The organism is Bosea sp. 685, from assembly GCF_031884435.1.
Taxonomy (GTDB): Bacteria; Pseudomonadota; Alphaproteobacteria; order Rhizobiales; family Beijerinckiaceae; genus Allobosea.
Genome location: NZ_CP134779.1, coordinates 5,605,754 through 5,629,632 on the forward strand (window position 1 = coordinate 5,605,754; position 23,879 = coordinate 5,629,632).

The following is a 23,879-nucleotide window of genomic DNA, read 5'->3' on the forward strand; positions in this document are numbered from 1 at the left end:
AGCTCCTCAGGCCCAAGGCTCAGTGGAAGGACACAACACCACTCAGGCCCGCGGCGGCGGCCTTACAAAAACATGATCTCGCCGCGTGAAGTCGTGTTCGAGCACACTCAAGGCGGATAAGTGGGCCTCGTGACGCCAACTGTTCGCACAAGGACAATCACCCTCCCGAGGCGACCGCGTCCAGCGCCCAGTCTTATCGACCTCGTATGACCACATTGCATTCGCGCCGAAGCCACTAAGCTGACGCCCAGGATGCTCGACGATGAGGTCGCCGACCTGGATTAGACCGTCGGGCCGCTCCTCGACCCATAGCCCCTTGCCCCAAGTCCGCGCCGTCACGGTCTCTGGCAACCAAATCAACTCACTTACTTCGAATAAGACACGCTTGTGCCGCCGCACAAATTCACTCACCCGTGGAAACTCCGGCGGCCTATCAGACGAGCCGAAGATGATGTGTGATGGCGCACTGCGCACTGTGAGCGTTGGGTCCTTCACGATTTGGGAGACCGTCGCCCCGCAGAAGAATGCCGTGTCAGTGGGTTGATGCTTGGCAAGCTCTTCGTCGTGATACTCGGGAATATCTAGCGCCCGCCGGAAAAACTCAATGCCACCACGATCTGCCTTGCCGCTCGTCCTAATCATTTCCCAGGGTAGCGATAGCAGTAGATTGAGGATCGGGTCCGTCTGGCGGTCCGGGAAGAGGTCCCCCGCATTCGCAAACCCTCCTTTGGATGCGAATTCGCGGAACACAGCTGCAGGGGCGGATATATGACCGATGATACAGCTCGACGGGAGGTCACCCTGTAGAGGGCCTGCGAGCCATGCGTTCTGGAAAGCGTAGCGCGGCTGCCCTCCAATCCAGAGCGACAGCTGTGATAGATCGTGGACGGCAATCCTCGCCTCCGACAGCGCGGCCTTTGAGATGACGTAAAGATGTCCGTCCCCCTCGAAGGGCTCGTAGCTGGCCATCTCGCGCACAGCCAATACGGGGTCCTCGAAGCAATCCTCGACCATTTGTATTTGTCGGCGAGACGTCCACCGATGGCCGGCGAAATACGCAGAGACGGCAGGAGATGCAGACAGGTCGAGATAAAACGACCGCCAGCCATAGTGCTGGAGGATTGCTTGCACGAACTCCAGGCGATCAAGTGCCGACGGGTCCTTGGCAATTTGCCGAAGCATGAACTCGGCATAGTGGGACCACTTCAGCATCACCGGTGGGATGCAGCCGCGCCGATCAATTGACGTCCGTAGGCCGGAAGTCATGTCGGTCCCGAAGTGCTCGTTTTGCCCCCGAAAGAGCATGTCACCGCCAAACCCTTCTACGGCTGCCGCCAGCGCTTCGATCGATTTGATACTTTGAGTGCGCACTCAAAACCCTCCCAACCCCGAACGCCAGAGTTCGCGCCAGCTTACAACCAGCGAACCACAATCTATCAACCAGCCTCATTGGCGTCTTCGACCGCCTCGGAGCACCCACGTCTCCTCCGACGGTGGCGCTCGTATCCATTCCAGATGCGCCATCCACCCGGGCCTTGTTGCGGATGTGGCACGCCGAGTTGGGAGACGGGGAACAGGAAACGCCTCAGCCGTCACTAACGAGGGGGTTGATGCTGCCGTCTACGAGTTCAAGGGCGACCCGAAGGAGGCCATACGGGTCTGCTGCACGACCTGAAGTGCAGGCAGAGGATCACGCGGCAACGGTGTCCAAGGGGTCGTGAGGGGCGCCTACGCGCGGTGAGGAAGTTCGGGTAACAAGCCGTTGCAGAATTTAACAGATGAGTTAGCAGTACAGCGTACCATCTTAACCTTGTGCGTAAGGAATATACGAATGCCTCCCAAGATCACCTACGGCTCCTATGAGCTAGTTTGTTTTCACGAGGCGGGGCACGCCGCAACGGCCATTCAGGTGGGCGCACAAATCAACGAAATAGAGATATATGAAGATAATGGTCGCTATTTCGGTCGAACAAATGCTAACCGCACCGATGAGCAGAGCCGACACATCCTTCTGGGTGGCTTTGCAGCCGAATATCAGATTTATGAAGCTGGAAGACTAGTAAAACCCGACGGTAATGCGCCAGATAAATCAGAGTTTATCTATAATTCTATAAGGAACGCGACTATAGATCGCCAAAAATTCTTCGAACTTCAATTTAATGCATTCCTTACGGAGGATGAGGAATGGCCGACATGGATGGACAAAGCTTTCGTGAACTTTGCGATCGGTCGAGCGAAGAACGAGATGCCTTCTGCGGCCGTCGAACGGATCGCCTATGGGCTTTCCGGTCAGCGAAAGTTGGATGGCGATGCGATCCGAGCAGCGTTCGACGGGGAGTCTGCTGGAACCGATCACCGCCCCTGATGCCACTTTCCACCCCTTGCGGAAGTTGAAGATGCAACGCGCTCCATCGAGTTTCACCGATGCAGTTGCCGCAACGGACTCAGGGCTACAGACCCCTTCACTGCATCAGGCTAGCGTGGGAGCGCCAGCCGTCTGCGAGGTGACACATGGACCGTCCCAGTTCGTTGGTTCCTCTAGTCCCCCGCCGAACCGCTGGGGACTTCATCCAACGTATTGCCGAACTGAAGGCCGAAGCCGACACCCGAGGGTACGGGACCCTCTCCTGATCCCTCGACATCGCCATGAAGCAGCGCTCCAGGCGGACCGAGAGGCCCACGACCGGACGGTTAAGGGAGCCTCCCCCGCAGATTTGTGGCTACTCGGAGGGTGAGAGCCTGGGGGACGAAGGTGCCGGGCGGCTGACACCCAAAAGGCTTTCGTCAGCACCGCGGGCACGCATCAGCTAGGACCCCATTTCAAGGCTCGACAGGTGCCCCACGGCGTTGATACAGAAAGCCCCAGAAAGCGCGTCCAACATCATTGATATCGTTGGCTTTTCCGCCGCGATTGCCCGGCCCTCTCCTGGGCACCACTCTTTCTCTCAAGCAGGAGAAAGAGTCATGATCTCGCAAGGTCTTATGCCGCACTCGCCTTCACAGGGCGGCTCTGCATCTGCCTCTTGCGATGATCCATCTCTCCACTACCAGGTAGGGATTTTTCCGGCTTAATCGTCCTGCGCCGGCGCAAGCCGCGCCAGGCCGCGCGGCCGGAGCGAGGCACGATACGCCAGCCCCGATCGTTACGTCTTCAAGCAACCCGATCGACGCGTTTTAGCGCGCGAGCTTCGTGCGCATGTCCTTGACTTGGGCCGGCGTCACCGCCGGGGCGGCGTTGCCCCAGCTGTTGCGCACATAGCTGAGAACGTTCGCGACCTCGGCATCGCCCAGATTCCAGGCGAAGGACGGCATCGCCGGGGTCGTGGGCCTTGCCTTGGTCGCCCCGGCCTGGCTGCCCTCGAGCACGACGCGGATCAGGGAGGTCGGATCATCGCCATTGACCACCGGCGCCTTGGCCAGCTTCGGGAACAGGAAGGGTGCGCCCTCGCCCGAGCTGACATGGCAGGCTGAGCAGCGGTCGATGAAGACGGCCTTGCCGGCCAGCATCAGGGGGTCGCCGGCATCGAGCGGCCGCGGCGGGGCCGTGCCTGCGCCCTTGATGTCCTTGAGATAGGTCGCGACCGCGTTCAGATCGGCATCGGTCCAATATTGCGTCGAGTTCGCGACGACCTCGGCCATCGGGCCAGACGCGATATCGAAGCGGTTCGCACCGGTTTTCAGGTAAGCAACGATATCCTCGGCCGCCCAGCCGCCGATACCCTTATGGGCGTCATTGGTGATGTCGGGCGCGACCCAGCTCTGCAGGTTCCCGCCGCGCAGGAACTGGTCGGTCTTGTCGGCGCCAAGCAGGCTCTTGGGGGTATGGCAGGTGCCGCAATGGGCGGGTCCGTTGACGAGATAGGCACCGCGATTCCACTCGGCTGATCTGGCCGGGTCGGGCTTGAATTCGCTGGGCGAGAAATTCAGCAGGTTCCAGCCGATCATCACGGTGCGGATGCTGAACGGGAAGGGCAACTGGTTCGAGACGACGCGGTTGCTGACCGGCTCGATCTTCTGCAAATAGGCCCAAAGATCGGCGATATCGGCCTCCGTCATGGCGGAATAAGCGGGATAGGGCATTGCCGGATAGAGCCGCTTGCCGCCCTTGCCGACGCCCTCCTTCAGCGCGCCGCGGAAATCGGCATAGCTCCAATTGCCGATGCCGGTCTCGCGATCGGGTGTGATGTTCGATGGGATCAGCTTGCCGAAGGGCGTGTCGAGCGGCGTCCCGCCGGCGAAAGGCCGACCGCCGGGCTTGGTGTGGCAGGCAGCGCAATCGGCCAGGACGGCCTTGTAGCGGCCCGCATTGATACGATCGAACAGGTCGGAAGCGAAGCCGCTCGCGCTGACGAGAGCGGCTGCGACGACGCCGGCGAGAAGCGCTGCCTTCTTCATGCCTGCACCAGCTTGCCGGGGTTCTTCAGATAGTGGTTGCGGATCGCATCCGCAGCCCAGAAGGCAAGAGCGCCGACAGGGCCGGTCGGGTTCTTGCCGGCGTTCTGCGGGAAGGCCGAGGCGCCGACGACGAAGACATTGGGCACGTCCCAGCTCTGCAGGTGCCGGTTGACCGCGCTGGTGTTGGGATCCGTCCCCATGATCGCGCCGCCGGTGTTGTGCGTGCTCTGATAGGGCACGGAATTCCAGCCCTTGCGCGTCCGGCCGACCACCGCCTGCTTGCCGCCGAGCGCGGTCGCGATCTGCTGCATGCGGTCGCTGACCCAGTTCGACATGCGGATGTCGTTGTCAGGAAAATCGAAGGTCATGCGCAGCAAGGGCCGGCCGAAGCGGTCCTTATAGGTCGGGTCGAGATCAAGATAATTGCCGCGCGCGGCGTAGGACGAGCCCTGCGAGCTGAAGGTCAGCGTATTCCCGTAATTCTCCTTGGCCGCCTTCTTCCAGGCGCTGCCCCAGCGCGGCGTGCCCGGCGGCGTCGGCCGGTAGGCGATCGGCCGACCATTGGTCGGGATGCAGTTGATGCCGGCCCCGCCGACGAAGTCGAGCGCGGCATGGTCGAAGGCATCGCCATTATAGTCGTCGACCGTCTGGCCGAGCGCGCCCGCCGCGATGAAGGGGTTGAAGTTCTTGCCCTCGAAGAAGACCTGGGTCGAGGCATTGGTCTGATAGGCATAATTGCGCCCGACCGTGCCCGTGCCGGTCGCGGGGTCATAGGGCGTGCCGATCTTGGAGAGCAGCATCAACCGGACATTGTGCAGGCCGTAGGCGTTGAGCAGCACGATATCGGCGGGCTGCTCGCAGAGCTCGCCGGTGACGTCGACATAGGTCACGCCCTTGGCCGTCTTGCCGTCGGATGCGAGATCGACCTTGAGCACCTCGCATTCCGTACGCGCCTCGAAATTCGATTTGCGCATCAGCACCGGCAGGATCGTGGTGTGGGCGCTGGATTTCGAATAATTGGCGCAGCCGAAGCGCTCGCAGAAGCCGCAGAAGGTGCACTGCCCCATCGCGATGCCGAGCGGATTGACATAGGCCTTGGAGAGATTGGCCGAAGGCGTCGGGAAGGGATGCAGGCCGATCGAGCGCGCCGCTTCCGCAAACAGCGTCGGCGCATAGGTCATCTGCATCGGCGGCAGCGGATATTCCCGGCTGCGCGGCCCCTCGAAGGGATTGCCGCCGGCCTCGATCTTGCCGTTCAGATTGCCGGCCTTGCCGGAGATGCCGGCGAGATATTCGAAGCGGTCGAAGGAATTCTCCAGCTCGTCATAGCTGACGCCCCAATCCTGCACCGTCAGATCGGCGATGCGGCTCGCGCCATAGCGCTCGGTCAGATGCGTCTTCAGGACGAAATCGCTCGGGAAGAAGCGCCAGGTGTGACCGTTCCAATGCGTGCCCGCGCCGCCGACCCCGGTGCCCGGCAGGAAGGAGCCGTAATCGCGCATCGGCAGCGCCGTCTGCGAGATGTTGTTGCGCATCGTCATCGCTTCCTGCGCCGGCTGCAGGAACAGATCCTTGCGGATGGCGTAGCGCAACTCGTCGGGCGCATAGGCGACGTTGAAATCGGTCGCCGTATCGCGCCAGGGTCCGCGCTCGATCGCGACGACATCGAGCCCGGCATCGGTCAATTCATGCGCCAGGATCGCGCCCGTCCAGCCCAGGCCGACGATGACGACATCCTTGCGGGGCAGTTTCCTCACCATCGTGCCTGATCCCGCCGGTTACTTGCTGCCGACCTTCCACTCCGGCCGCCCGGCGATCGAGAGCGGCGGCAGAGGGAAGGGCTGGTTATGGGCCGTGACGTAGTCGCGGTAATCGTAGCGGGCACCGGGGAAGCCGAGCAGCTTCCAGCCCGCCATATCCTTGTTGCCGCCATAGATCGGGTCGGCGAAGAAGCCTTCCATCGTGTTCTGCAGCAGGAGATTGAAGAAGCCGGCGGCGGCGGGGTAGGCGACCTTGCCGGCGTCGAAATCGGCGAGCGCCTTGTCCTGGTCGGCGGGAGCGAGATCGGCGAAAGCTTTTCCGGCAAACTGAGTGCGAACATGCTGCGCCAGCGCGGCAAGCCCGGCGCGGTAGCGCGCCACCGGCGCCTCGGCACCTTGATAGCCCTGCGTCGGCAGGCCGGGCAGGAACGGGCCTTGCGTATAGAGCCGCTCGGACGAGCCATAGCTGCCGGCAAGCTGGCGGTCGATGAAGGTCGCGCAGCCGGCCTCCTTGCCGCCGATGCTGAGATCGTCGGCCGGAATCAGGCGGTCGACGATGGCCTCGACCATGCGCGCCTCGTCGGCTGTGAAGACGTACCAGCGCCCTCCGGGCAGCGGCTGCGGCGGCAGCGCCGCAAACGGCTTCCATGGCAAGGTTCCGGAGTGTTCGGCCGCCTTCGCGCCTGCGATGGAGGCCACGAGCAAGGTCATGCCTGTCGAGGAAAGGAAACCGCGGCGACTGGGGCGAAACGGTGTGGATCGTGTCATGCCGGCCTCGACTGTCCGCATCGCTGGTCGGACAAGCCGCAGCCACTGCTAACGAGGGGAGGCTCTACTTTTGATTGAGAACAATCAACATCCGATCAAAGCGGTACCGCCATCCGCGGGATGCATGGAGCGGCCCATGGGAGCGGTCGCGCATGCTGGCGGCCCTCTTCCATCGCTGCGCGTCATATGCTGAGACATGAGGGGCGATCAGCTTGTCTCGACCCAACACCGGGCCGGCTCAAGAAAATTGCGGACCAGGCAATTACGAAGCAAGCCATCACGAAGGATGAAGGCATTCCGATGGAAGTTCTCGATCACAATACCCAGCCCCTGGAAAAGTGGCGCGACGGCGTGATGACCCTGATGCGGGCCTCGGCAACGGTGCAGAGCAAGCAATTATGCATCTTCGACCAGTTCTGCGACCCCGGCCTGGGAGCCCCGATGCATATTCATGCGGTCGAGGAGGTGCTCGAGGTTTACGAGGGCACGGCCGAAATCTACCTGCGCAATGAGAGCATGATCGTGACGGCCAATCAGTCCGTGCTGATCCCAGCCGGCGCCCGCCACGGCTTCAAGAATGTCGGCACCGGCATTCTGCGCGTGCGCGCGACCCTGGCCGCCGCCATTTTCGAGGCGTCCTATGACAACAGTAACGAGTTGTCGCGGCGTTATGTGCCGCAGGATGCGTGACGCCTCCCTGAGCGCGCGGTTGGGCGCTTAGGCTACTTGGATGCTTAAGCTACTTGGCCGCTTTCGATGCGGTGTCCTGGATGAGCGGAACGATGAGGCGGTCGATATCGCCCGGCTCCGGGATGTGAATGTATTCGATCGCGCGGACCGAGGCCTTGAGACCGCTCAGCACCGAGTCCGTGCCCGAGGCAAAGACGATGACATCGGCATCGTCTCGGGCCAGGGGCGCGTCGCCTGAGCCGGCTCCAGCCGAGCGCAGATTCGAGACATGAGGCGCGAAGCGCAGCACGCCCGCCCTCATGATCGGCAGGAATTCGGGAAACCGCGCCACCAGCAGCACGCGACCCATCGGGTCGATGGAGGCGAGCGCGCGTCTGGTCTCCTCCGAAGGGATGAAGCGGATCGAGACCACGCGAGCGCCGGGCAGGATGCTGGCGACCTCGCGGTGCCGGTTGACGAAGGTGACGACCAGATCGGCCGAGGCCGCGCGCGCCTGAACCGCAGGGTCACGCAGGATCGCATCGATCGTCATCGGCTCCACCGTCGCGCCCTGGCCGAGGCGCGCCGCGATGACATGGGCGTAGCGCGCCGTCGGCCCGGCGAACAGGCCAACCATGACGACGCTGGCGCTGCGGCCGAGCCGGGCCCGCGAGGCCAACCGCGCATGGATCAGCGCCGCCAGATCGGAGGCGCGCAGGCCCAGCGCCATCCCCTCATCGATCAGTGCATCGATGCGGCGATGAAGCGTCATCAGATCGGGCCTTCCGGCGAGACGGGCCTGGCTGCTGCCGGCCACGCTGGTGCCGGCTCCGGCGCGCGTCTCGATGAGCCCGAGCCCCTTCAGATCGCCATAGACCTGGCTCACTGTCATCGGAGCGACGCCGACCCTCGCGGCCAGGTCGCGGACTGACGGCAAGGCTTCGCCGACAGCGAGATCGCCACAGGCGATGCTGTATTCGATCAACCCCTTGAGCTGCTGACGGATCGAAATCGGCAAGTCGCGATCGATCTTGAATTCCATGCCCACCAGCCCCGATCGAGTGTTCTAGAGCAGTTTCCGATCCAGCTGGATCGGAAACTGCTCTAGCTTTCGTTTTGACGCGTTTTCTTCACGCGAACCGGTGTCCACTTCGCTCGAAAACGCTCCGGCCGGATATAGCAGGTACACTGGCCAGCAGCCCTGACAAGCCATCGAGCAGTCGCGCCTCCGAGCCGGAAGATGCAACCCTCACGCGATTGACACCGCTTTGCCGGCCATGGGAGTGTTCTAGTACGATGCTACGCTCGGCCTTTCCGTCCGTCAGAGTCCACACCCCTCGACAGCCTTCGGCGGTCGCGGCGCGAACGGCTTCGGCCTCGTGAGCGGATACATCCTGAAGCGCCTCGCCGCGATCGTGGCGCTGGCATTCGGCATCAGCGTCATCGCCTTCCTGATCATCAGACTGATACCCGGCGACCCGGTCGTGGCCATGCTCGGCACGAGCGCAGGCGACAAGGCGCTTATCGAGCGCCTGCGCGAACAGCTCGGCCTGACCCAGCCGCTGCACCTGCAGTATTTCGTCTGGATCGGCCATGTGCTGCGGGGCGATTTCGGCTATTCCTACGCCAACCAGCAAAGCGTGAGCTCGCTGCTCGCCTCCAGCTTTCCGGCCACGATCCAGCTCACGCTCGCGGCGCTGACGCTGTCGCTCAGCGGCGGGACCGCGCTCGGCATCCTCGCAGCCCTGAAGCGCAACCAATCGGCCGACACGGCCAGCATGGGGCTCGCTTTGGTCTGCATGTCGGTCCCGAGCTTCTGGCTGGGCCTGCTCTTGATCCTCGCCTTCGCCGTGACATGGCCGATCTTCGACGTCGTCGGTGGCACCTCGCTGAAGGGGCTGGTGCTGCCGGCCGTCACGCTCGCGCTCGGATCGCTGGGCTTCAACGCCCGCTTCGTGCGTTCGAGCATCATTGCGGCCCTGTCGCAAAATCACGTCACCACCGCCCGGGCCAAGGGCGTGCCGGAGTTCAAGGTCTTCGTCAGGCATGTGATGCGCAATGCGCTTTTGCCGATCCTGACCATCACCGGCCTTCAGGTGGGCCAGCTGCTTTCGGGTTCGGTCATCGTCGAAACCGTGTTCTCTCGTCCCGGCGTCGGACGCCTGCTGATCCAGGGCATCCTGGCGAAGGACTACATGACCGTTCAGGCCATCATCCTGATCATCGCCATCATCTACGCCGTCGCGAACTTCATCGTCGACATTCTCTACCCCGTGCTCGATCCGCGCGTCGCCAACCGCTAGCAGAGATTGCAGGCAATGCCGGACCTCGCCTCAACCGCAGCAACGCTTCCCGCCGACCAGGACGATCCCGTTGCCGTGGCGCCGCCGGTATGGTCGCGGCGGCGCGCCATTCTGCGTGCGCTGCGCCATCGCAGCCTGTCGACCGGCCTCCTGATCTGCACGGTCCTGACGCTGGCGGCGTTCTTCGCCCCCCTGCTAACCTCGATCGATCCGACCATGCAGGATCCGATGGCGACCTTCACGCCGCCCTCCCTGGTCTATCCGATGGGAACCGACGCCTTCGGCCGCGACCTCTTCGCCCGTGTCCTGTTCGGCGCGCGCACGACCATGCTGGCGAGCCTCGCGGTGGTGGTGCTCGGGGCCCTCTTCGGCACCGTGACCGGCCTGGTCGCCGGCTATTTCGGTGGCGCGATCGGCTTCGTCATCATGCGCCTCAACGATCTGCTGCTGGCATTCCCGGGCATCCTGCTTGCCCTGACCGTCACGGCGATCCTGGGGCCGGGCCTCGTCAACGGCGTCATCGCGATCGCGGTGATCCTCGTCCCGGTCTTCGCCCGGCTGGTGGAAGGGGCGACTGTCGAGGTCCGCAACCTGCCCTTCGTCGAGGCCGCTCTTTGCGGCGGAGCCTCCCCCTTCAGAATCATATCCCGCCACATCCTGCCCAATGTGATGTCCGGCGTCATCGTCCTGACCACCACTTGGCTCGGCATCGCCGCGCTCTGGATCACGGCGCTCGGCTTCATCGGGCTCGGCGTGCAGCCGCCGACGCCCGAGCTCGGCGCCATCCTGAATGACGGCCAGAACTACATCACGCTCGCCTGGTGGATCACCGTGTTCCCCGGCCTGTTCCTGTCCCTGTTCGTCGTCAGCGTGAACCTGATCGGCGACGGGCTCAGGGACGAACTCGATCCGACGCTCGACCGCAGCTGATGCCGCAGATCGCATGCCTCAGGATTGGCATGCCTCACCATTGGAGAGACGAGATGAGTGAACGACAGCGCAACACCGGAATGAAGACGGCGCTCGCGACCCTCCTTGCCGCCGGCAGCCTTGCCCTCAGTGTCGGCGGACTCCAGGCGCAACCGGCCGCCCCGAACAAGCAGGCCAAGCTCACGGTCGGCTGGGCCGAGCCGATCGACACGCTCAATCCCGCCACGACCGGCGCGCGCAATGTCGGCCCGCTCCTGGCCAATATCTTCGACACGCTGATCTGGCTGACGCCCGATTTCAAGATCGTGCCGCTTCTGGCGACCAAATGGACAATCTCGGAGGACGGCAAGACCTACAGCTTCACGCTGCGCGAGGATGTGAAGTTCCATGACGGCACGCTTTTCGATGCCGACGCCGTCGTCGCCAACATCAAATACATCACCGACAAAAGCACCCAGTCCAAGGTCTCGATCGGCCTGCTCGGCCCCTGCAAGACCGCGACTGCAACCGCCAAATACACCGTCGAGTTCAGCTGTGAGACGCCCTACGCGCCCTTCCTGGGACAGCTCGGCGTGCCCTATCTCGGCATGCAGTCGCCCAAGGCGATAGCCGAATACGGCAAGGATCTCGGCCTGCACCCGACCGGGACCGGCCCGTTCTCCTTCGTCAGCTACGAGCCCAATCAGAGCCTGATCCTCAAGCGCAACGAGGATTACACCTGGGGCCCCTCGGTACTTAGCCATAAGGGCCCGCCTGATATCGCGCAGGTGCTGTTCCAGATCGTGCCGAACCCGCAGGCGCGCGTCAGCCAGTTCCAGAGCGGCCAGTCGCAGATGATGCAGCAGACGCCCGGTGTCTACTGGAATGCCTTCCAGAAGATGGACCGGTACACGGCGATCCCGGTTCCGATCACGGGGCTCGGCATCTTCGCGCCGATCAATGCGAGCAGGTTCCCGACCGACGACCTCGCCGTCCGCAAGGCGATCCATTACGCGATCGACAAGAAGGGCGTGATCCAACTCGCCGAGGCCGGCGCCTTCCCGCCGAGCCTGACGCCGCTGCAACCCAGCATGATCGGCTACGATGCCTCGCTCGAAAGCGTCTATTCCTACGATCCGGCCAAGGCCGAGGCCGTGCTCAAGGAGGGCGGCTGGACCAAGGTGAACGGGTTCTGGGAGAAGGGCGGCAAGCGCCTGACGCTGACCGTGACCGCGATCTCGACCTCGACCTCCTATCCGCTGCTCGCCCAGGCCATGCAGGGCTATCTGCAGAAAATCGGCATGGAGGTGAATGTCCAGCAGCTCGCCTCGCCGGCCTGGCTCGCAGCCAATATCAACGGCGATATGTCCCTGACGCCGCTGCAATATATCGGCGTCGATCCCGACGCGCTGCAGACCTGGTTCACGCCCGGCCAGTACTTCAACTGGAGCCATTTCTCCGACCCCAAGCTGACCGCCCTGTTCAAGGACGGCCAGCAGGAGCGCGACCCCGCCAAACGCCTGACGATCTATCATGAGGTCCAGAAGATCCTGATGGACCAGGCCGTCATGCTGCCGATCCGCCAGAACATCGACCTCGTGATGACGACGAAGAAGCTGACCGGCGTGACCTATACGGGCGGCGGCTTCGAATATCTCGGAGCGGCCTCGCTGGCCGACTGAGCGCCCGGAAAACTCAGAAATCCGGGCGCGAGCAAACTGATCGCGCCCGGATGACCCGACATGACGAGACAGGAGTTCGCCAGTGACGACGCTCATTCGGGCCGACAGGCTCATCGATGGAACCGGCTCGGCTCCTGTCCAGGACGCCGTGCTCGTGGTCGAGCAGGGCAAGGTCGTGGCCGTCCATGCCCGAGGCATCCCGGACGGGTTCTCGACGGAGAACGCCGAGATTCTCGATTTCCCCGGCTGCACGATCCTGCCCGGGCTGATCGACACTCATGTCCATCTCAACCTGCCCGGGGACGGCACCACGCTCGAAGTGGCGATGCGCGAGCCTGAGGGCGTGCTGATGGCGACCTCAACCTTCGCCGTCGGCAAGGCGCTCGCGGCAGGCATCACGACGGTGCGCGATGTCGGCGCACTCAACAGCACGGCGATCCATCTGCGCCGGGCGCTGGAACTCGGCCATGGCGAAGGCGCGCGCGTGCTCGCCTGCGGCCAGCCCATCACAATCACCGGCGGCCATACCTGGTATTTCGGCGGCGAGGCGGATGGCGAGGACGGCCTGCGCCGCAAGGTCCGCGAGATGGCGAAGCTGGGGGCGGATTTCATCAAGGTGATGGCCAGCGGCGGCGGAACGCTGAACACGCAATCCTGGAAATCGTCCTTCACGCCCAGGGAGCTGGCCGTCATGGTCGACGAGGCGCATCGCAGCGACCGCAAGATCACCGCGCATTGTCTGTGTGCGGCCTCGATCGACGATGTCGTCGCGGCCGGCTTCGACCAGATCGAGCATGCCGGCTTCATCACCGACGGCAAGGGCAACCAATCCTACGACCCGGCCGTGGCCGAGCGCCTCGCGCGCTCCGCCATTCCCGTGACCAGCACGCTGGCGGTCGGCGGAGCCGTGCTCAGGGCAATGCTTGCCAAGGAGGAGCGCACGCCGACCGAGGAGGCCTTCCTGGCACGGTGGCGCAAAACCTTCGCCGCCAATCTCGACCAGTTCCGCCAGCTGCGCGAGGCCGGCGTGACATTCGTCGCCGGCACCGATGCAGGCTGGCGCTTCACGGCGATCGACGATCTGCCGATGGAGATAGCCTTGATGCATCAGGGCGGCATGAGCGCCATGGAGGCGATCGTTGCCGGCACGGGCCTTGCCGCGACGGTGCTCGGCATCGATGACCGTGTCGGCAGGTTGACGCCCGGCCTCGCCGCCGATGCAATCGTCGTTCGCGGCAACCCGCTCGACGATCTCGAGGTGCTGCGCGATGTTCGCTTCGTCATGCAGGGCGGACAGCCGAAACGGCGCCCGGATCGCATTGCGAGCTGAGAACACCCCGCTGGGATCGCGTTACGAGCGCCGGCTCAGCCCGTCGCCGCGCTCATAGCGCGCCAGAAAGAGCGCGATCCCCTCCTCGATCTGCTCCTCGATTTCGGCCTTCGGGAGCAGTTCCAGGGACAGTAACCCCCTGACATCGAGATCGCCCCGGACGATGCTCAGAAATTGCCGGGCAGCCAGGGTTGGATTGGGCACATCGAGAAGGCCCCTTTCATCCGCCAGGGCGAAAAACCGCGCGAGCCGTTCCGTCAGCACCACCGGCCCGGCTTCGAACACGACGCGACCGATCCCCGGAAAACGCGGGACCGCCCCGATAGCCGCACGCCACAGCTGCACGCAGCGCGCGGCCATGAAGATGTCGATGAAGTTCCCGGCGACGCGGCGGAGCGCCGTCGGGACGTCGTCAACCTCGACATCGGAGAGCCAGATCGTGTCGGTGACGCGCTTGGCTTCACCGGTCAGCACGGCCTCGAACAAAGCTTCCTTATTGGCGAAATGAACATAGAGCGTCGCCTTGGAGACGCCGGAGACCCGCGTGACCATGTCCATGGTAACGGCATCGAAACCGTGTTCGAGAAACAGGTCGCACGCCGCGACCAGGATCTGCTCCACCTTCCGGCTGCGGCGATCGGGTCGCGCCTCGAGGCTTTTCATGCCACCTTCCAGCGGATTGGTTTTGCGGGTGCCGGGCATCATGCCGTTTGCGTCTCTTTTTGAACTGTACCGTTTAGTTTCCTCTTGACTCGTGACAGGGCGCAAGGCATCCGTCAACGAAATAAACTGAACCGTTTAGTTTAGCAGGTGTTCGATGACGCAGTCTCGACGAGACAAGCTATGGCAACCGCGGCGTGGCGCCGGGCCAGGTTTGGGCGTCCTTGCGTTGCTGGCGCTCGCCGGCTGCAAGGATTCCGCGCCGGCTGATGCGCAACCGCCATTGGCAGTGCTGACGCAAACGGCCAGACTCTCACCGCGTGCCCAGACCGTTTCGCTCACGGGCGAGATCAAGGCCCGCATCCAAAGCGATCTGTCGTTCCGCTTTGCCGGCCGCATCGCGACGCGCAGCGTCGATGTCGGGGACCGCGTCGTGGCTGGCCAGGTTCTCGCCACGCTCGAGACCACCGAGCAGAAGGCCGACACGGATTCGGCGACGGCGAGCGTGCAAGCAGCCGAGGCGACCTTGCGCCAGGCGAGCGCCACCTTCGAGCGGCAGAAATCGCTGCTCGCCAACGGCTATACGACGCAACGCAGCTACGACAATGCGAATGAAGCCTATCGGGCAGCGCAGGCGTCGCTCGACAGCGCGAAGGCCAATCTCGCCACCGCGCAGGACCAGCTCTCCTACACGGCCCTGCGCGCCGAAGCGCCCGGCATCATCACCGCGCGCAATGCCGAGGTGGGGCAGGTCGTCGAGGCGGCGCAAGCCGTCTTCACCGTCGCCCGGGACGGCGCGCGCGACGCGGTTTTCGATGTCTATGAAGCGCTCCTCGTGCAGAAGCCGGCTGACGGCAATGTCGAGATCGCCTTGATCTCGAATCCCGCCATCAAGGTCACAGGCACGGTGCGAGAGGTCGCGCCCGTCGTCGACCCCACGACCGGGTCGGTCAGGGTCAAGATCGGCATTGATCAACCGCCGCCGGAGATGACGCTCGGCACCGCCGTCTCCGGGGTCGGCCGCTTCCAGCCCCGGGATGTCTTCGCGCTGCCATGGACAGCGTTCTTCACGCAAGGAGGCAAGGCAGCAGTCTGGGTGGTCGATCCAAAAAGCCGCGCCGTCTCGCTCAAGCCCGTCGTCATCGACATTTACCGGACCGGCGAAGTGCTGATCCGCAGCGGATTAAGCGCCGGCGATATCGTGGTCACCGGCGGGGCGCAGCTTCTCAGGCCGGGCCAGATCGTCGCGCCCACCGAGCAGCAACCGACGGCGCTGCTGCCGGCCAGGGTAGGGAATGCAGGATGAAACACATCGCCACATTCGCAGCCGCGGGAGCCGCCCTGGCGCTCGCGGGCTGCAATTCCGAGAACTCAAGCACGAAGGCGGCGCCGCCGGCGCGCCCCGTGCTGTCGATCGTCGTGACGCCCAATAGCGACAAGACGATCGGCTTTGCCGGCACGATCCAGCCGCAATACCAGACGGAGCTGGGCTTCCGTGTGCTCGGGCGATTGATCGCACGCAACGTCAATGTCGGCGATCTCGTCAAGGCCGGGCAGAGCTTGGCCCAGCTCGACCCCTTCATCCTCGCCCTCGCGCTCCGCACCGCCGAAGCCGACCTGGTCAAGGCGCGCGCGCAGCTCTCGAACACCACCGCCGCCGAAAGCCGGATCTCGATCCTGCTCGGGCGGCAGGTCTCGAACCAGGCGGATTTCGACACCGCGCAGCAGGCCAAGGAAGCGGCCGCCGCCGCGGTGCAGCAGGCCGAGGCCAATCTGGCGAAAGCCCGCGAGCAGCTCGGCTACACCACGCTCAGCGCCGATATCGACGGCGTGGTGACCACGACCGACGCCGAGGTCGGGCAGATGGTCGCCGCTGGCAAGAGAGTGGTTTCGCTCGCCCGGACCGATATTCGCGAAGCCGTGGTCGATCTTCCCGACGACCGCGCACAGCTGCTGGCGGCAGGCGCGCCGTTCGAGGTTCATCTCCAGGCCGACCCGCTGGTCAAGGCCAATGGCAAAGTCCGCGAAATCGCGCCGCAGGCCGACGCCGCGACCCGGACCCGTCGGATCAAGATCACGCTCGAACAGGCCAGCGAGGCCTTCCGCCTCGGCGCGACCGTGACGGCGACGCCATTGGAGGCAACGACGTCGACGATCGACGTGCCGCTCTCGGCGCTGCTCGAGCGCGACGGCGCAACGCGTGTCTGGATCGTCGACACTGCCGCGAAGACCGTGAAGACGGTGCCGGTCCAGGTCGCGGAACGCAATGGACGCAGCGCCCGGATCGCCAGCGGGTTGGAGGCCGGCGCCCAGCTCGTCGTCGCGGGCGTCAACAGCCTGTCCGAGGGGCAGGTGGTCAAGATCCAGACTGGCAAGATCCAGGCTGGCAAGATCGATGAGAGGACTACCCGGTGAAGAGCTTCAACCTCTCCGACTGGGCGCTGCAGCACCGCTCGCTCATCTGGTACTTCATGATCGTGGCATCGGTCATGGGCCTGTTCTCTTATTTCAACCTCGGCCGGGCCGAGGACCCTGACTTCACCATCAAGACGATGATCATCCAGGCGCGCTGGCCAGGCGCCACCGTCGAGGACACGATCAGCCAGGTCACCGACCGGATCGAGAAGAAGCTCGAGGAGCTCGACAGCTTCGACTACGCCAAGAGCCTCAACATGCCGGGACAGACGACGATCTTCGTCAACCTCAAGGACACGACCAAGGCCAAGGACATCCCCGCGATCTGGGTCAAGATCCGCAACATGATCGGGGATATCCGGGGGCAGTTTCCCGACGGCATCGTCGGCCCCTTGTTCAACGACAATTTCGGCGACGTTTACGGCAATGTCTACGCCTTCACCTCCGACGGGCTGAGCCAGCGGCAATTGCGCGACTATGTCGAGGATGTCCGCGCCAAGGTCCTGACGGTTGCCAATGTCGGCAAGGTCGATCTCATCGGCGCGCAGGACGAGGTCATCTACCTCGAATTCTCGACACGCGAGATCGCGGCACTGGGCATCACCCAGCAAATGGTGGTCGATACGCTGAAGGCGCAGAACGCGATCACGCCGTCTGGCACCATCGAGGCCAAGGGCGAGCGCATCAGCGTGCGCGTCGGCGGCCAGTTCACCTCCGAAGACAGCCTGCGCGCGATCAATCTGCGCATCAACGACCGCTTCTTCCGGCTTGGCGACGTCGCCACCATCAGCCGCGGCTATGTCGATCCGCCGACAGCGCTGTTCCGCGTCGGCGGGCAAGCCGCGATCGGACTTTCCATCGGCATGAAGCCCAACGCCAACCTGCTCCATTTCGGTGAGGCGCTGAAGGCCGAAATGGCCAGAATCGAAGCGGAGCTGCCGATCGGTGTTGGCGTGCATCTGGTCTCGGACCAGCCCGCGATCGTGGAAGAGGCGGTCGGCGGTTTCACCAAGGCGCTGGCCGAGGCGGTCGCGATCGTGCTCATCGTCAGCTTCATCAGCCTGGGCATGCGCGCCGGCTTCGTGGTGGCGCTGACGATCCCGCTCGTGCTCGCTATCACCTTCGTCTTCATGGAAATCGCCGGCATCTCGCTGCAGCGCATCTCGCTCGGCGCGCTCATCATCGCGCTCGGCCTGCTGGTCGACGACGCCATGATCGCCGTCGAGATGATGGTGGCGCGGCTCGAGGTCGGCGACACGCTCCAGAAGGCCGCGACCTATGTCTACACCTCGACGGCCTTTCCAATGCTCACCGGCACGCTGGTGACGGTGGCGAGCTTCATTCCGGTCGGCCTCAACGGCAGCGCCGCGGGCGAGTTCACCTTCACGCTCTTCGTCGTCATCGCCGTGTCGCTGCTCGTCTCCTGGGTGGTCGCGGTGCTGTTTGCGCCGCTGCTCGGCGTCACGTTGCTGCCCAAGACAATGAAGCAGCATCATGAGGGGCCCGGACGGTTGACCCGCGCCTTCAACCGGACCTTGCGCGCCTGCGTGCGCTGGAAATGGCTGACGATTGCGGCGACGGTGGCGCTGTTTGCCCTCTCGGTCGGCGGCATGCGCTTCGTCCAGGAACAGTTCTTCCCGTCCTCCGATCGGCGCGAACTGATCATCGACTGGACCGTCCCGCAGAACGCCTCGATCACGCAGACGCGCGACCAGATGGACCGTTTCGAAAAACAGGCCCTCGTCGGCGAGCCCGATATCGAGCACTGGTCGTCCTATGTCGGCCAGGGCGCGGTGCGCTTCGTGCTGTCCTACGACGTTCAGCCGGCGAGCCCGAACTTCGGGCAGATCGTCATCGTGACCAAGGACATCGCCGCGCGCGAACGCCTGCGCCCCAAGCTGAAGGCCATTCTCGCACGCGATTTCGTCGGTACGGACGCCTTCGTCCATCTGCTCGACATCGGCCCCCCGGTCGGGCGCCCGATCCAGTATCGGGTCAGCGGACCCGACATCCAGACAGTGCGCGCTCTGGCTCAGAAGGTCGCCAGCACGATCGGGCAGAACCGCGACCTGGGCGACATCGTCTATGACTGGAACGAGCCCGGCCGTGTCGTGAAGGTCGATGTGCTGCAGGATAAGGCGGCCCAGCTCGGCATCACGTCGGAAACGATCGCGACCGCCCTGAACAGCGTCGTCAGCGGCGCGACCACGACGCAGATGCGCGACAGCATCTACCTGATCAATGTCATGGGCCGGGCGCGCGATGCCGAGCGTTCCTCGATCGACACGCTGCAGAACCTGCAGATCCAGAGCAGCACCGGCAAAACGGTCCCGCTCGCGGCAATCGCCAATTTCCGCTACGAATCCGAGCAACCCGTGGTCTGGCGGCGCGACCGCCTGCCGACGGTGACGGTCAAGGCCAGCGTCGTCACCGCGTTGCAGCCAGCGACCGTGGTCAAGGCGCTCGAACCGGGCCTGCGCGAGATCATCACGACGTTGCCTGCCGGCTACAAAATCGTCACCGGCGGCGCGGTCGAGGAAAGCGCCAAGGGCCAGGGGCCGATCGTCGCCATCGTGCCCATCATGCTCTTCGCCATGGCCACGATCCTGATGATCCAGCTGCAGAGCTTCCAGCGATTGTTCCTGGTCGTCGTCGTCGCGCCGCTGGGGCTGATCGGCGTGGTTGCCGCGCTTGTGCCCAGCGGTGCGCCGCTCGGCTTCGTCGCCATTCTGGGCGTGCTGGCGCTGATCGGCATCCTGATCCGCAACTCGGTCATTCTCGTCGTCCAGATCGAGCATCTGCGGGAGGAGGGCCGGGATGGCTGGACCGCCGTGGTCGAAGCGACCGAGCACCGCATGCGGCCGATCCTGCTCACCGCGGCGGCTGCAAGCCTCGCGCTGATCCCGATCGCGCGCGAGGTCTTCTGGGGCCCGATGGCCTACGCCATGATGGGCGGCATCATCGTCGGGACGGTGCTGACGCTGCTGTTCCTGCCGGCGCTCTATGTCGCCTGGTTCCGGCTGAAGGAGCCGAGCACCGAGCCCGAAGCGCCGACCGAGACGGGCCACCAAGCGGCCACGGGCTGAGCCTGATCACCCGGGCTGCCTCACTCCGCCTTCAATCCCTTGTGAATGGCGCAGATATAGTCCGGCCCGATTCCGCAGCAGCCCCCGATGATCCTGGCGCCACGCCGGCGCCAGTCCTGGGCCCAGCCGAGATAGCGTTGCGGAGCGACATCCTCACGCAGCGCGGAGATGCCCTCATTGGCTGCCGCCTCGCCGGTCTTTTCCGGGAAGGCGTTGGCATAGACGCCGATCGCGATATCGCTGCCGCCGAGCACATGGGCGGCGATATCGACGGCAGGCCCCATCACCTCCGGCCGGCTGCAATTGAACAGCACCGCCTGCGCGCCCGCCTGCCGGACCGCGGCGATCGCATCGGCCACGGCTTCGCCCGAGCGCAACCGAGCCTCGCTCCGGTTGATCTCATCGTCCTGCAGCGTGAACGAAACCCAGATCGGCCGTCCGGTCGGGGCGACCGCGGTGCAAGCCGCCAGCGCCTCCGCGATGCAGCTCTGGGTCTCGGCCAGGAACAGATCGACATGGGGCAGCAGGCCCTGAACCAGACGATCGAGCATCGCCGGCGCACGCACGGCATCGAACAGCTCCGGCTGGTAGGACCCAAACAAGGGCGGCAGCGAGCCCGCGACGCGCACGACGCGGCCCGTCCGTTCGGCCTCCTCATCGGCTGCCTGCTGCGCCAGCTTGCCGGCAAGCGCCGCCAGCCTCGCGCCATCGCGCGCGAAGCGCTCTTCCCCGATATGGAACGGCACTAGCGCATAGCTGTTGGTGGTGACGATCTCCGCCCCGCTGGCGATGAAGGACCGATGCGCCGCGAGCACGGTGTCGGGCGCCTCCATCAGGGCCAGCGCCGACCATTCAGGCTGGCGGAACGGCGCGCCCATGCGCTCCAGTTCCCGCCCCATGCCGCCATCCAGCACGGTCACGCCAACGCTCGTCGTCATCTCACTCTTCCGATCTTATGGGGAATTTCAACGCGCGGAGCGCCTGGCCTCGAGCGCCGCATACCCCTTGAGGTCCTCAACCAGGCTGACGGCGATGTGCTGCCGCACGGCCGCTTCGGCCTGGAGCGGCGAGCCGCTCAGGAGAGCCTCGACCAGGGGGCGGTGGCTTTCCTCCAGGGGATAACGCTGCGGCCAATGCTCCTCCGACCAGCGATAGAGCCACTCCATCTTGGCAGACAGGGCGGAGTACCGGTGGATCAGATGCTGGTGTCCGGTCAGCTCGACAATGGCGCGGTGCAGATCGAGATCGGCGACTACCCGCTGATCCAGCGGCTCCGCTTCCGCAGGCCCGAGCCTGGCGAAAGCCGCCCGCAGCCGCTGCGCCGCAGCTTCCGTCGAGCGCTCCGCTAGGATGCGCGCAGCCAGGCCCTCCAGCGCTTCGCGCAGCGTATAGATCTCCCATATGACCTGCGCGTTCAGCGGCGCCACCCGCCAATTGGAATATGGCGCGCGGATGACGAGCTCGTTGCCCTCCAGAGTGAACAGCGCCGTGCGGATCGTCCCCCGGCCGACGCCCAGCCGGTTCGAGAGTGCGACCTCGGTCAGCGTCTCGCCGGGAGCGAGCCGGCCGCGCACGATGTCCTGCTGCAGGCGAAGCCGGGCGATGTCGGCCAGACTCCGCCGCTCGATGGGCAGTGAGAGGTCAGGATCGGACAACAGGGCAGACCCTCGGTTCAATCGGCTGGGCCGGCCTGGCCCCGGACGAAACGGCGACAGCGCTCGGAAACCGGATCGAGGAAGACCTGCTGCGGCGGACCGGCCTCCTCGATGCGGCCTTCATGCAGGTAGATGGCGTGGCTGGAGACCTCTCGTGCGAAGGCCATCTCATGCGTCACGATCAGCATGGTGCGCCCCTCCTCGGCCAGGGCGCGAATGACGCGCAGGACCTCGCCCACCAGTTCGGGGTCGAGCGCTGAGGTCGGTTCGTCGAAAAGCAAAGCGCGGGGCCGGCTCGCCAGCGCGCGGGCGATCGCCACGCGCTGCTGCTGGCCGCCGGAGAGATGCGCCGGCCAGGCGTCGCGCTTATCCGCCAGGCCGACCTTGGCGAGCATGGCCTCGGCCTCCTCGCGGCATTCGGCCCGGGGCCTGCCTTGCACATGCAGCGGCACCTCCATGACATTCTGCAGCGCGGTCATATGCGGCCAGAGATTGAAGCTCTGGAACACGAAGCCGATCTGCCCGCGCAGCCGGCGGACCTTCTGCCTCTCCGCACGCGAAAACCGGTGCGCCGCGCCGGTCAGGACGATCGTCTCGTCCCCGACCGTGACCTCGCCCTGATCGGGAATCTCGAGGAACGGGATGCAGCGCAGCAAGGTGCTCTTGCCGGAGCCGCTCGAGCCGATGATCGAGATGACGTCGCCATCGCGCGCCTCGAGGTCGATGCCGCGCAGCACCTCCTGCCTGCCGAAGCTTTTATGGATATTGGCCAGTCGGACCGTCGTCGGGGTTCGGACCGTTGTCGGGGTCATGCCGGGCTCCGGTCGAGGGCGGGGCTGCGATGGGTCGAAAGCCGGTCTTCCAGCCAATGGACGAGACGCGTGATCAAGGTGACGAGCACGAGATAGATCACCGCTGCGCAAAGGAAGACCTCGATCGCGCGATAGGTCTGCGAGACCTCGGCTCGGGCGATGCCCGTCACCTCCATCAAGGTCACGACGCTGGCGAGCGAGGTCGACTTGACCATGCTGGTCACCTCCGCCCCATAGGCCGGCAGCGCCTGGCGGAAGGCCAGTGGCAGAACGATACGGCGCAGCATGGTCGGGCGCGACATGCCGGCGACCTTGGCGGCCTCGATCGCCCCGCTCGACACGGCGCGCAAGCCGCCGCGCAGGATCTCCGAGGTGTAGGCGGCGTCGTTCAGCATGAGCGCCAGGACGGCGCAGACATAAGGCTCGCGCAGGAGCGGCCAGAGCAGCGAATGCCGCAGCGCCGGAAACTGCGCGAGCCCGTAATAGATCAGGAAGATCTGGATCAGCAGCGGCGTGCCGCGAAAGATGTAGACATAGAAATTCGCAAACTGCGCGCCGAGCCAGGACGAGGCCCGCAAGCCCGAGAGCATGAGCGCGAGGACCGCGCCCCCGGCCAAGGACAGCACGGCAAGGCTCAGCGTCAGCGGCAGGCCTGCCAGCAGCTTCGGGAACACCTCGGCGATGAAAGCGAGATCCACGCCGCTAGCCCCCCACCCGCATGGCCGGCTGGCCGCGCATGGCCCGCCATTCCGCGATGCGGAAGACGAGCCCTGAGACCGTGGTAATCGCAAGATAGATCGCGCCGCCGGCCAGGAAGAACAGGAAGGGCAGTTCCGTCGAATTCGCCGCAACGCTGACGGCGCGCAATGTCTCGACGAGGCCGGTCACCGAGACCAGCGCCGATTCCTTGATAACCGACTGCCATTGGTTGCCTAAGCCCGGCAAGGCCGTCCGCAGCGCCTGCGGCGCGATGATGCGCCGGAACATGGTCCAGCGCCGCATGCCCGTGACCCGCGCGGCCTCCAGCGTTCCCGGCGGGATCGCGTGGAAGGCGCCACGCAGCACCTCTGCCTGCGCCGCGCCGGAAATCAGCCCGATGGCAAGCGAGCCCGCGACGAAGCCGCTGATCTCGACGGGGCCGGTATGACCGAACTGGTTGGCGATCGCAGTGACGATCTGGCGGCCGCCGAAATAGAACAGGTAGATCACCAGCAGATCCGGAATCCCGCGCAGCACCACGCCGTAGATATCGGCGGCGCGGCGGAGCGCAGGGGGGCCCGCGATCTTGGCCCAGGCGCAGAGCGTGCCCAGGACGAGCCCGCAGGCGAAGGCGCAGGCCGACACGGCAAGCGTCGTCAGCCCCGCGGTCAGCAGGGCGTGCCCCCAACCCTCGGGGCCAAATCCAAGCAGGGTGAAAGCCTCGCCCATTGCTGCG

General features: G+C 64.8%; 20 protein-coding genes. 9 read left to right on the plus strand and 11 right to left on the minus strand.

The genetic code is table 11. The annotated features are described in order from the left end of the window. Nucleotides 1-42 precede the first annotated feature (42 nt). Entirely contained in the window at nucleotides 43-1,371 is a 1,329-nt protein-coding gene (locus RMR04_RS27420) for an FRG domain-containing protein (RefSeq protein ID WP_311911684.1), read from the minus strand. 460 nt (nucleotides 1,372-1,831) lie between these two features. Between RMR04_RS27420 and RMR04_RS27425 the strand changes: the two genes are divergently transcribed. Beyond that, complete coding sequence (locus tag RMR04_RS27425) at nucleotides 1,832-2,365, plus strand: hypothetical protein (RefSeq protein WP_311911685.1); 534 nt, start codon at nucleotides 1,832-1,834, stop codon at nucleotides 2,363-2,365. Nucleotides 2,366-3,174: 809 nt separating this feature from the next. On the opposite strand, the gene RMR04_RS27430 is transcribed toward RMR04_RS27425, so the two are convergent. The 3 genes from RMR04_RS27430 to RMR04_RS27440 are packed head-to-tail and all read right to left on the minus strand — an operon-like array spanning nucleotide 3,175 to nucleotide 6,923. Continuing rightward, entirely contained in the window at nucleotides 3,175-4,395 is a 1,221-nt protein-coding gene (locus RMR04_RS27430) for a cytochrome c (protein ID WP_311911686.1), read from the minus strand. Further along, nucleotides 4,392-6,155: a GMC family oxidoreductase gene (locus tag RMR04_RS27435; protein ID WP_311911687.1), complete on the minus strand. Its 1,764-nt coding sequence runs from the start codon at nucleotides 6,153-6,155 to the stop codon at nucleotides 4,392-4,394. Before RMR04_RS27435 ends, RMR04_RS27430 begins: the two co-directional genes overlap by 4 nt. Before the next feature lie 18 nt (nucleotides 6,156-6,173). Continuing rightward, a complete protein-coding gene (locus RMR04_RS27440; RefSeq protein WP_311911688.1) occupies nucleotides 6,174-6,923 on the minus strand; it encodes a gluconate 2-dehydrogenase subunit 3 family protein in 750 nt (249 codons plus the stop codon). 186 nt (nucleotides 6,924-7,109) lie between these two features. Between RMR04_RS27440 and RMR04_RS27445 the strand changes: the two genes are divergently transcribed. Further along, nucleotides 7,110-7,613 carry a cupin domain-containing protein gene (locus RMR04_RS27445; protein ID WP_311911689.1) on the plus strand — a complete coding sequence of 168 codons (504 nt, stop codon included), beginning with the start codon at nucleotides 7,110-7,112 and terminating at the stop codon, nucleotides 7,611-7,613. A 49-nt stretch (nucleotides 7,614-7,662) separates the two neighbouring features. Here RMR04_RS27445 and RMR04_RS27450 read toward each other — a convergent pair whose 3' ends face one another. Continuing rightward, nucleotides 7,663-8,634, minus strand: coding sequence for a GntR family transcriptional regulator (locus RMR04_RS27450; protein ID WP_311911690.1), 972 nt, complete (start codon nucleotides 8,632-8,634; stop codon nucleotides 7,663-7,665). 337 nt (nucleotides 8,635-8,971) lie between these two features. Here RMR04_RS27450 and RMR04_RS27455 point away from each other — a divergent pair, with 337 nt between their 5' ends. From RMR04_RS27455 to RMR04_RS27470, 4 genes are all read left to right on the plus strand, one after another. Next, on the plus strand, nucleotides 8,972-9,895 hold the full coding sequence (locus RMR04_RS27455) for an ABC transporter permease (protein WP_311911691.1): 924 nt from the start codon (nucleotides 8,972-8,974) through the stop codon (nucleotides 9,893-9,895). Between the two features lie 15 nt (nucleotides 9,896-9,910). Then, entirely contained in the window at nucleotides 9,911-10,825 is a 915-nt protein-coding gene (locus tag RMR04_RS27460) for an ABC transporter permease (RefSeq protein ID WP_311911692.1), read from the plus strand. A 53-nt stretch (nucleotides 10,826-10,878) separates the two neighbouring features. Beyond that, the gene (locus RMR04_RS27465) at nucleotides 10,879-12,486 is read left to right on the plus strand and encodes an ABC transporter substrate-binding protein (RefSeq protein WP_311911693.1); all 1,608 of its coding nucleotides are present in this window, start codon (nucleotides 10,879-10,881) and stop codon (nucleotides 12,484-12,486) included. A gap of 82 nt (nucleotides 12,487-12,568) precedes the next feature. Beyond that, complete coding sequence (locus RMR04_RS27470) at nucleotides 12,569-13,816, plus strand: amidohydrolase family protein (RefSeq protein WP_311911694.1); 1,248 nt, start codon at nucleotides 12,569-12,571, stop codon at nucleotides 13,814-13,816. Nucleotides 13,817-13,837: 21 nt separating this feature from the next. Here RMR04_RS27470 and RMR04_RS27475 read toward each other — a convergent pair whose 3' ends face one another. Next, nucleotides 13,838-14,521: a TetR/AcrR family transcriptional regulator gene (locus tag RMR04_RS27475; protein ID WP_311911695.1), complete on the minus strand. Its 684-nt coding sequence runs from the start codon at nucleotides 14,519-14,521 to the stop codon at nucleotides 13,838-13,840. A gap of 184 nt (nucleotides 14,522-14,705) precedes the next feature. Between RMR04_RS27475 and RMR04_RS27480 the strand changes: the two genes are divergently transcribed. The 3 genes from RMR04_RS27480 to RMR04_RS27490 are packed head-to-tail and all read left to right on the plus strand — an operon-like array spanning nucleotide 14,706 to nucleotide 19,977. Next, nucleotides 14,706-15,782, plus strand: coding sequence for an efflux RND transporter periplasmic adaptor subunit (locus RMR04_RS27480; protein WP_311911696.1), 1,077 nt, complete (start codon nucleotides 14,706-14,708; stop codon nucleotides 15,780-15,782). Further along, nucleotides 15,779-16,891, plus strand: a complete 1,113-nt coding sequence (locus RMR04_RS27485) for an efflux RND transporter periplasmic adaptor subunit (protein WP_311911697.1) — start codon at nucleotides 15,779-15,781, stop codon at nucleotides 16,889-16,891. The genes RMR04_RS27480 and RMR04_RS27485 overlap by 4 nt, the downstream gene beginning before the upstream one ends. After that, nucleotides 16,888-19,977 (plus strand): efflux RND transporter permease subunit, encoded by a 3,090-nt coding sequence (locus RMR04_RS27490; RefSeq protein WP_311911698.1) that lies wholly within the window; start codon nucleotides 16,888-16,890, stop codon nucleotides 19,975-19,977. Before RMR04_RS27485 ends, RMR04_RS27490 begins: the two co-directional genes overlap by 4 nt. Before the next feature lie 20 nt (nucleotides 19,978-19,997). On the opposite strand, the gene RMR04_RS27495 is transcribed toward RMR04_RS27490, so the two are convergent. From RMR04_RS27495 to RMR04_RS27515, 5 genes are read right to left on the minus strand one after another with little or no spacing between them, the layout of a single operon-like run. Then, nucleotides 19,998-20,915: a homocysteine S-methyltransferase family protein gene (locus tag RMR04_RS27495; protein ID WP_311911699.1), complete on the minus strand. Its 918-nt coding sequence runs from the start codon at nucleotides 20,913-20,915 to the stop codon at nucleotides 19,998-20,000. 27 nt (nucleotides 20,916-20,942) lie between these two features. Further along, nucleotides 20,943-21,632, minus strand: a complete 690-nt coding sequence (locus RMR04_RS27500) for a GntR family transcriptional regulator (RefSeq protein ID WP_311911700.1) — start codon at nucleotides 21,630-21,632, stop codon at nucleotides 20,943-20,945. 17 nt (nucleotides 21,633-21,649) lie between these two features. Beyond that, on the minus strand, nucleotides 21,650-22,444 hold the full coding sequence (locus RMR04_RS27505) for an ABC transporter ATP-binding protein (protein ID WP_311911701.1): 795 nt from the start codon (nucleotides 22,442-22,444) through the stop codon (nucleotides 21,650-21,652). Beyond that, the gene (locus RMR04_RS27510; protein ID WP_311911702.1) at nucleotides 22,441-23,142 is read right to left on the minus strand and encodes an ABC transporter permease; all 702 of its coding nucleotides are present in this window, start codon (nucleotides 23,140-23,142) and stop codon (nucleotides 22,441-22,443) included. The genes RMR04_RS27505 and RMR04_RS27510 overlap by 4 nt, the downstream gene beginning before the upstream one ends. Before the next feature lie 4 nt (nucleotides 23,143-23,146). Then, nucleotides 23,147-23,872 (minus strand): ABC transporter permease, encoded by a 726-nt coding sequence (locus RMR04_RS27515; protein ID WP_311911703.1) that lies wholly within the window; start codon nucleotides 23,870-23,872, stop codon nucleotides 23,147-23,149. Between the last annotated feature and the right edge of the window lie 7 nt (nucleotides 23,873-23,879).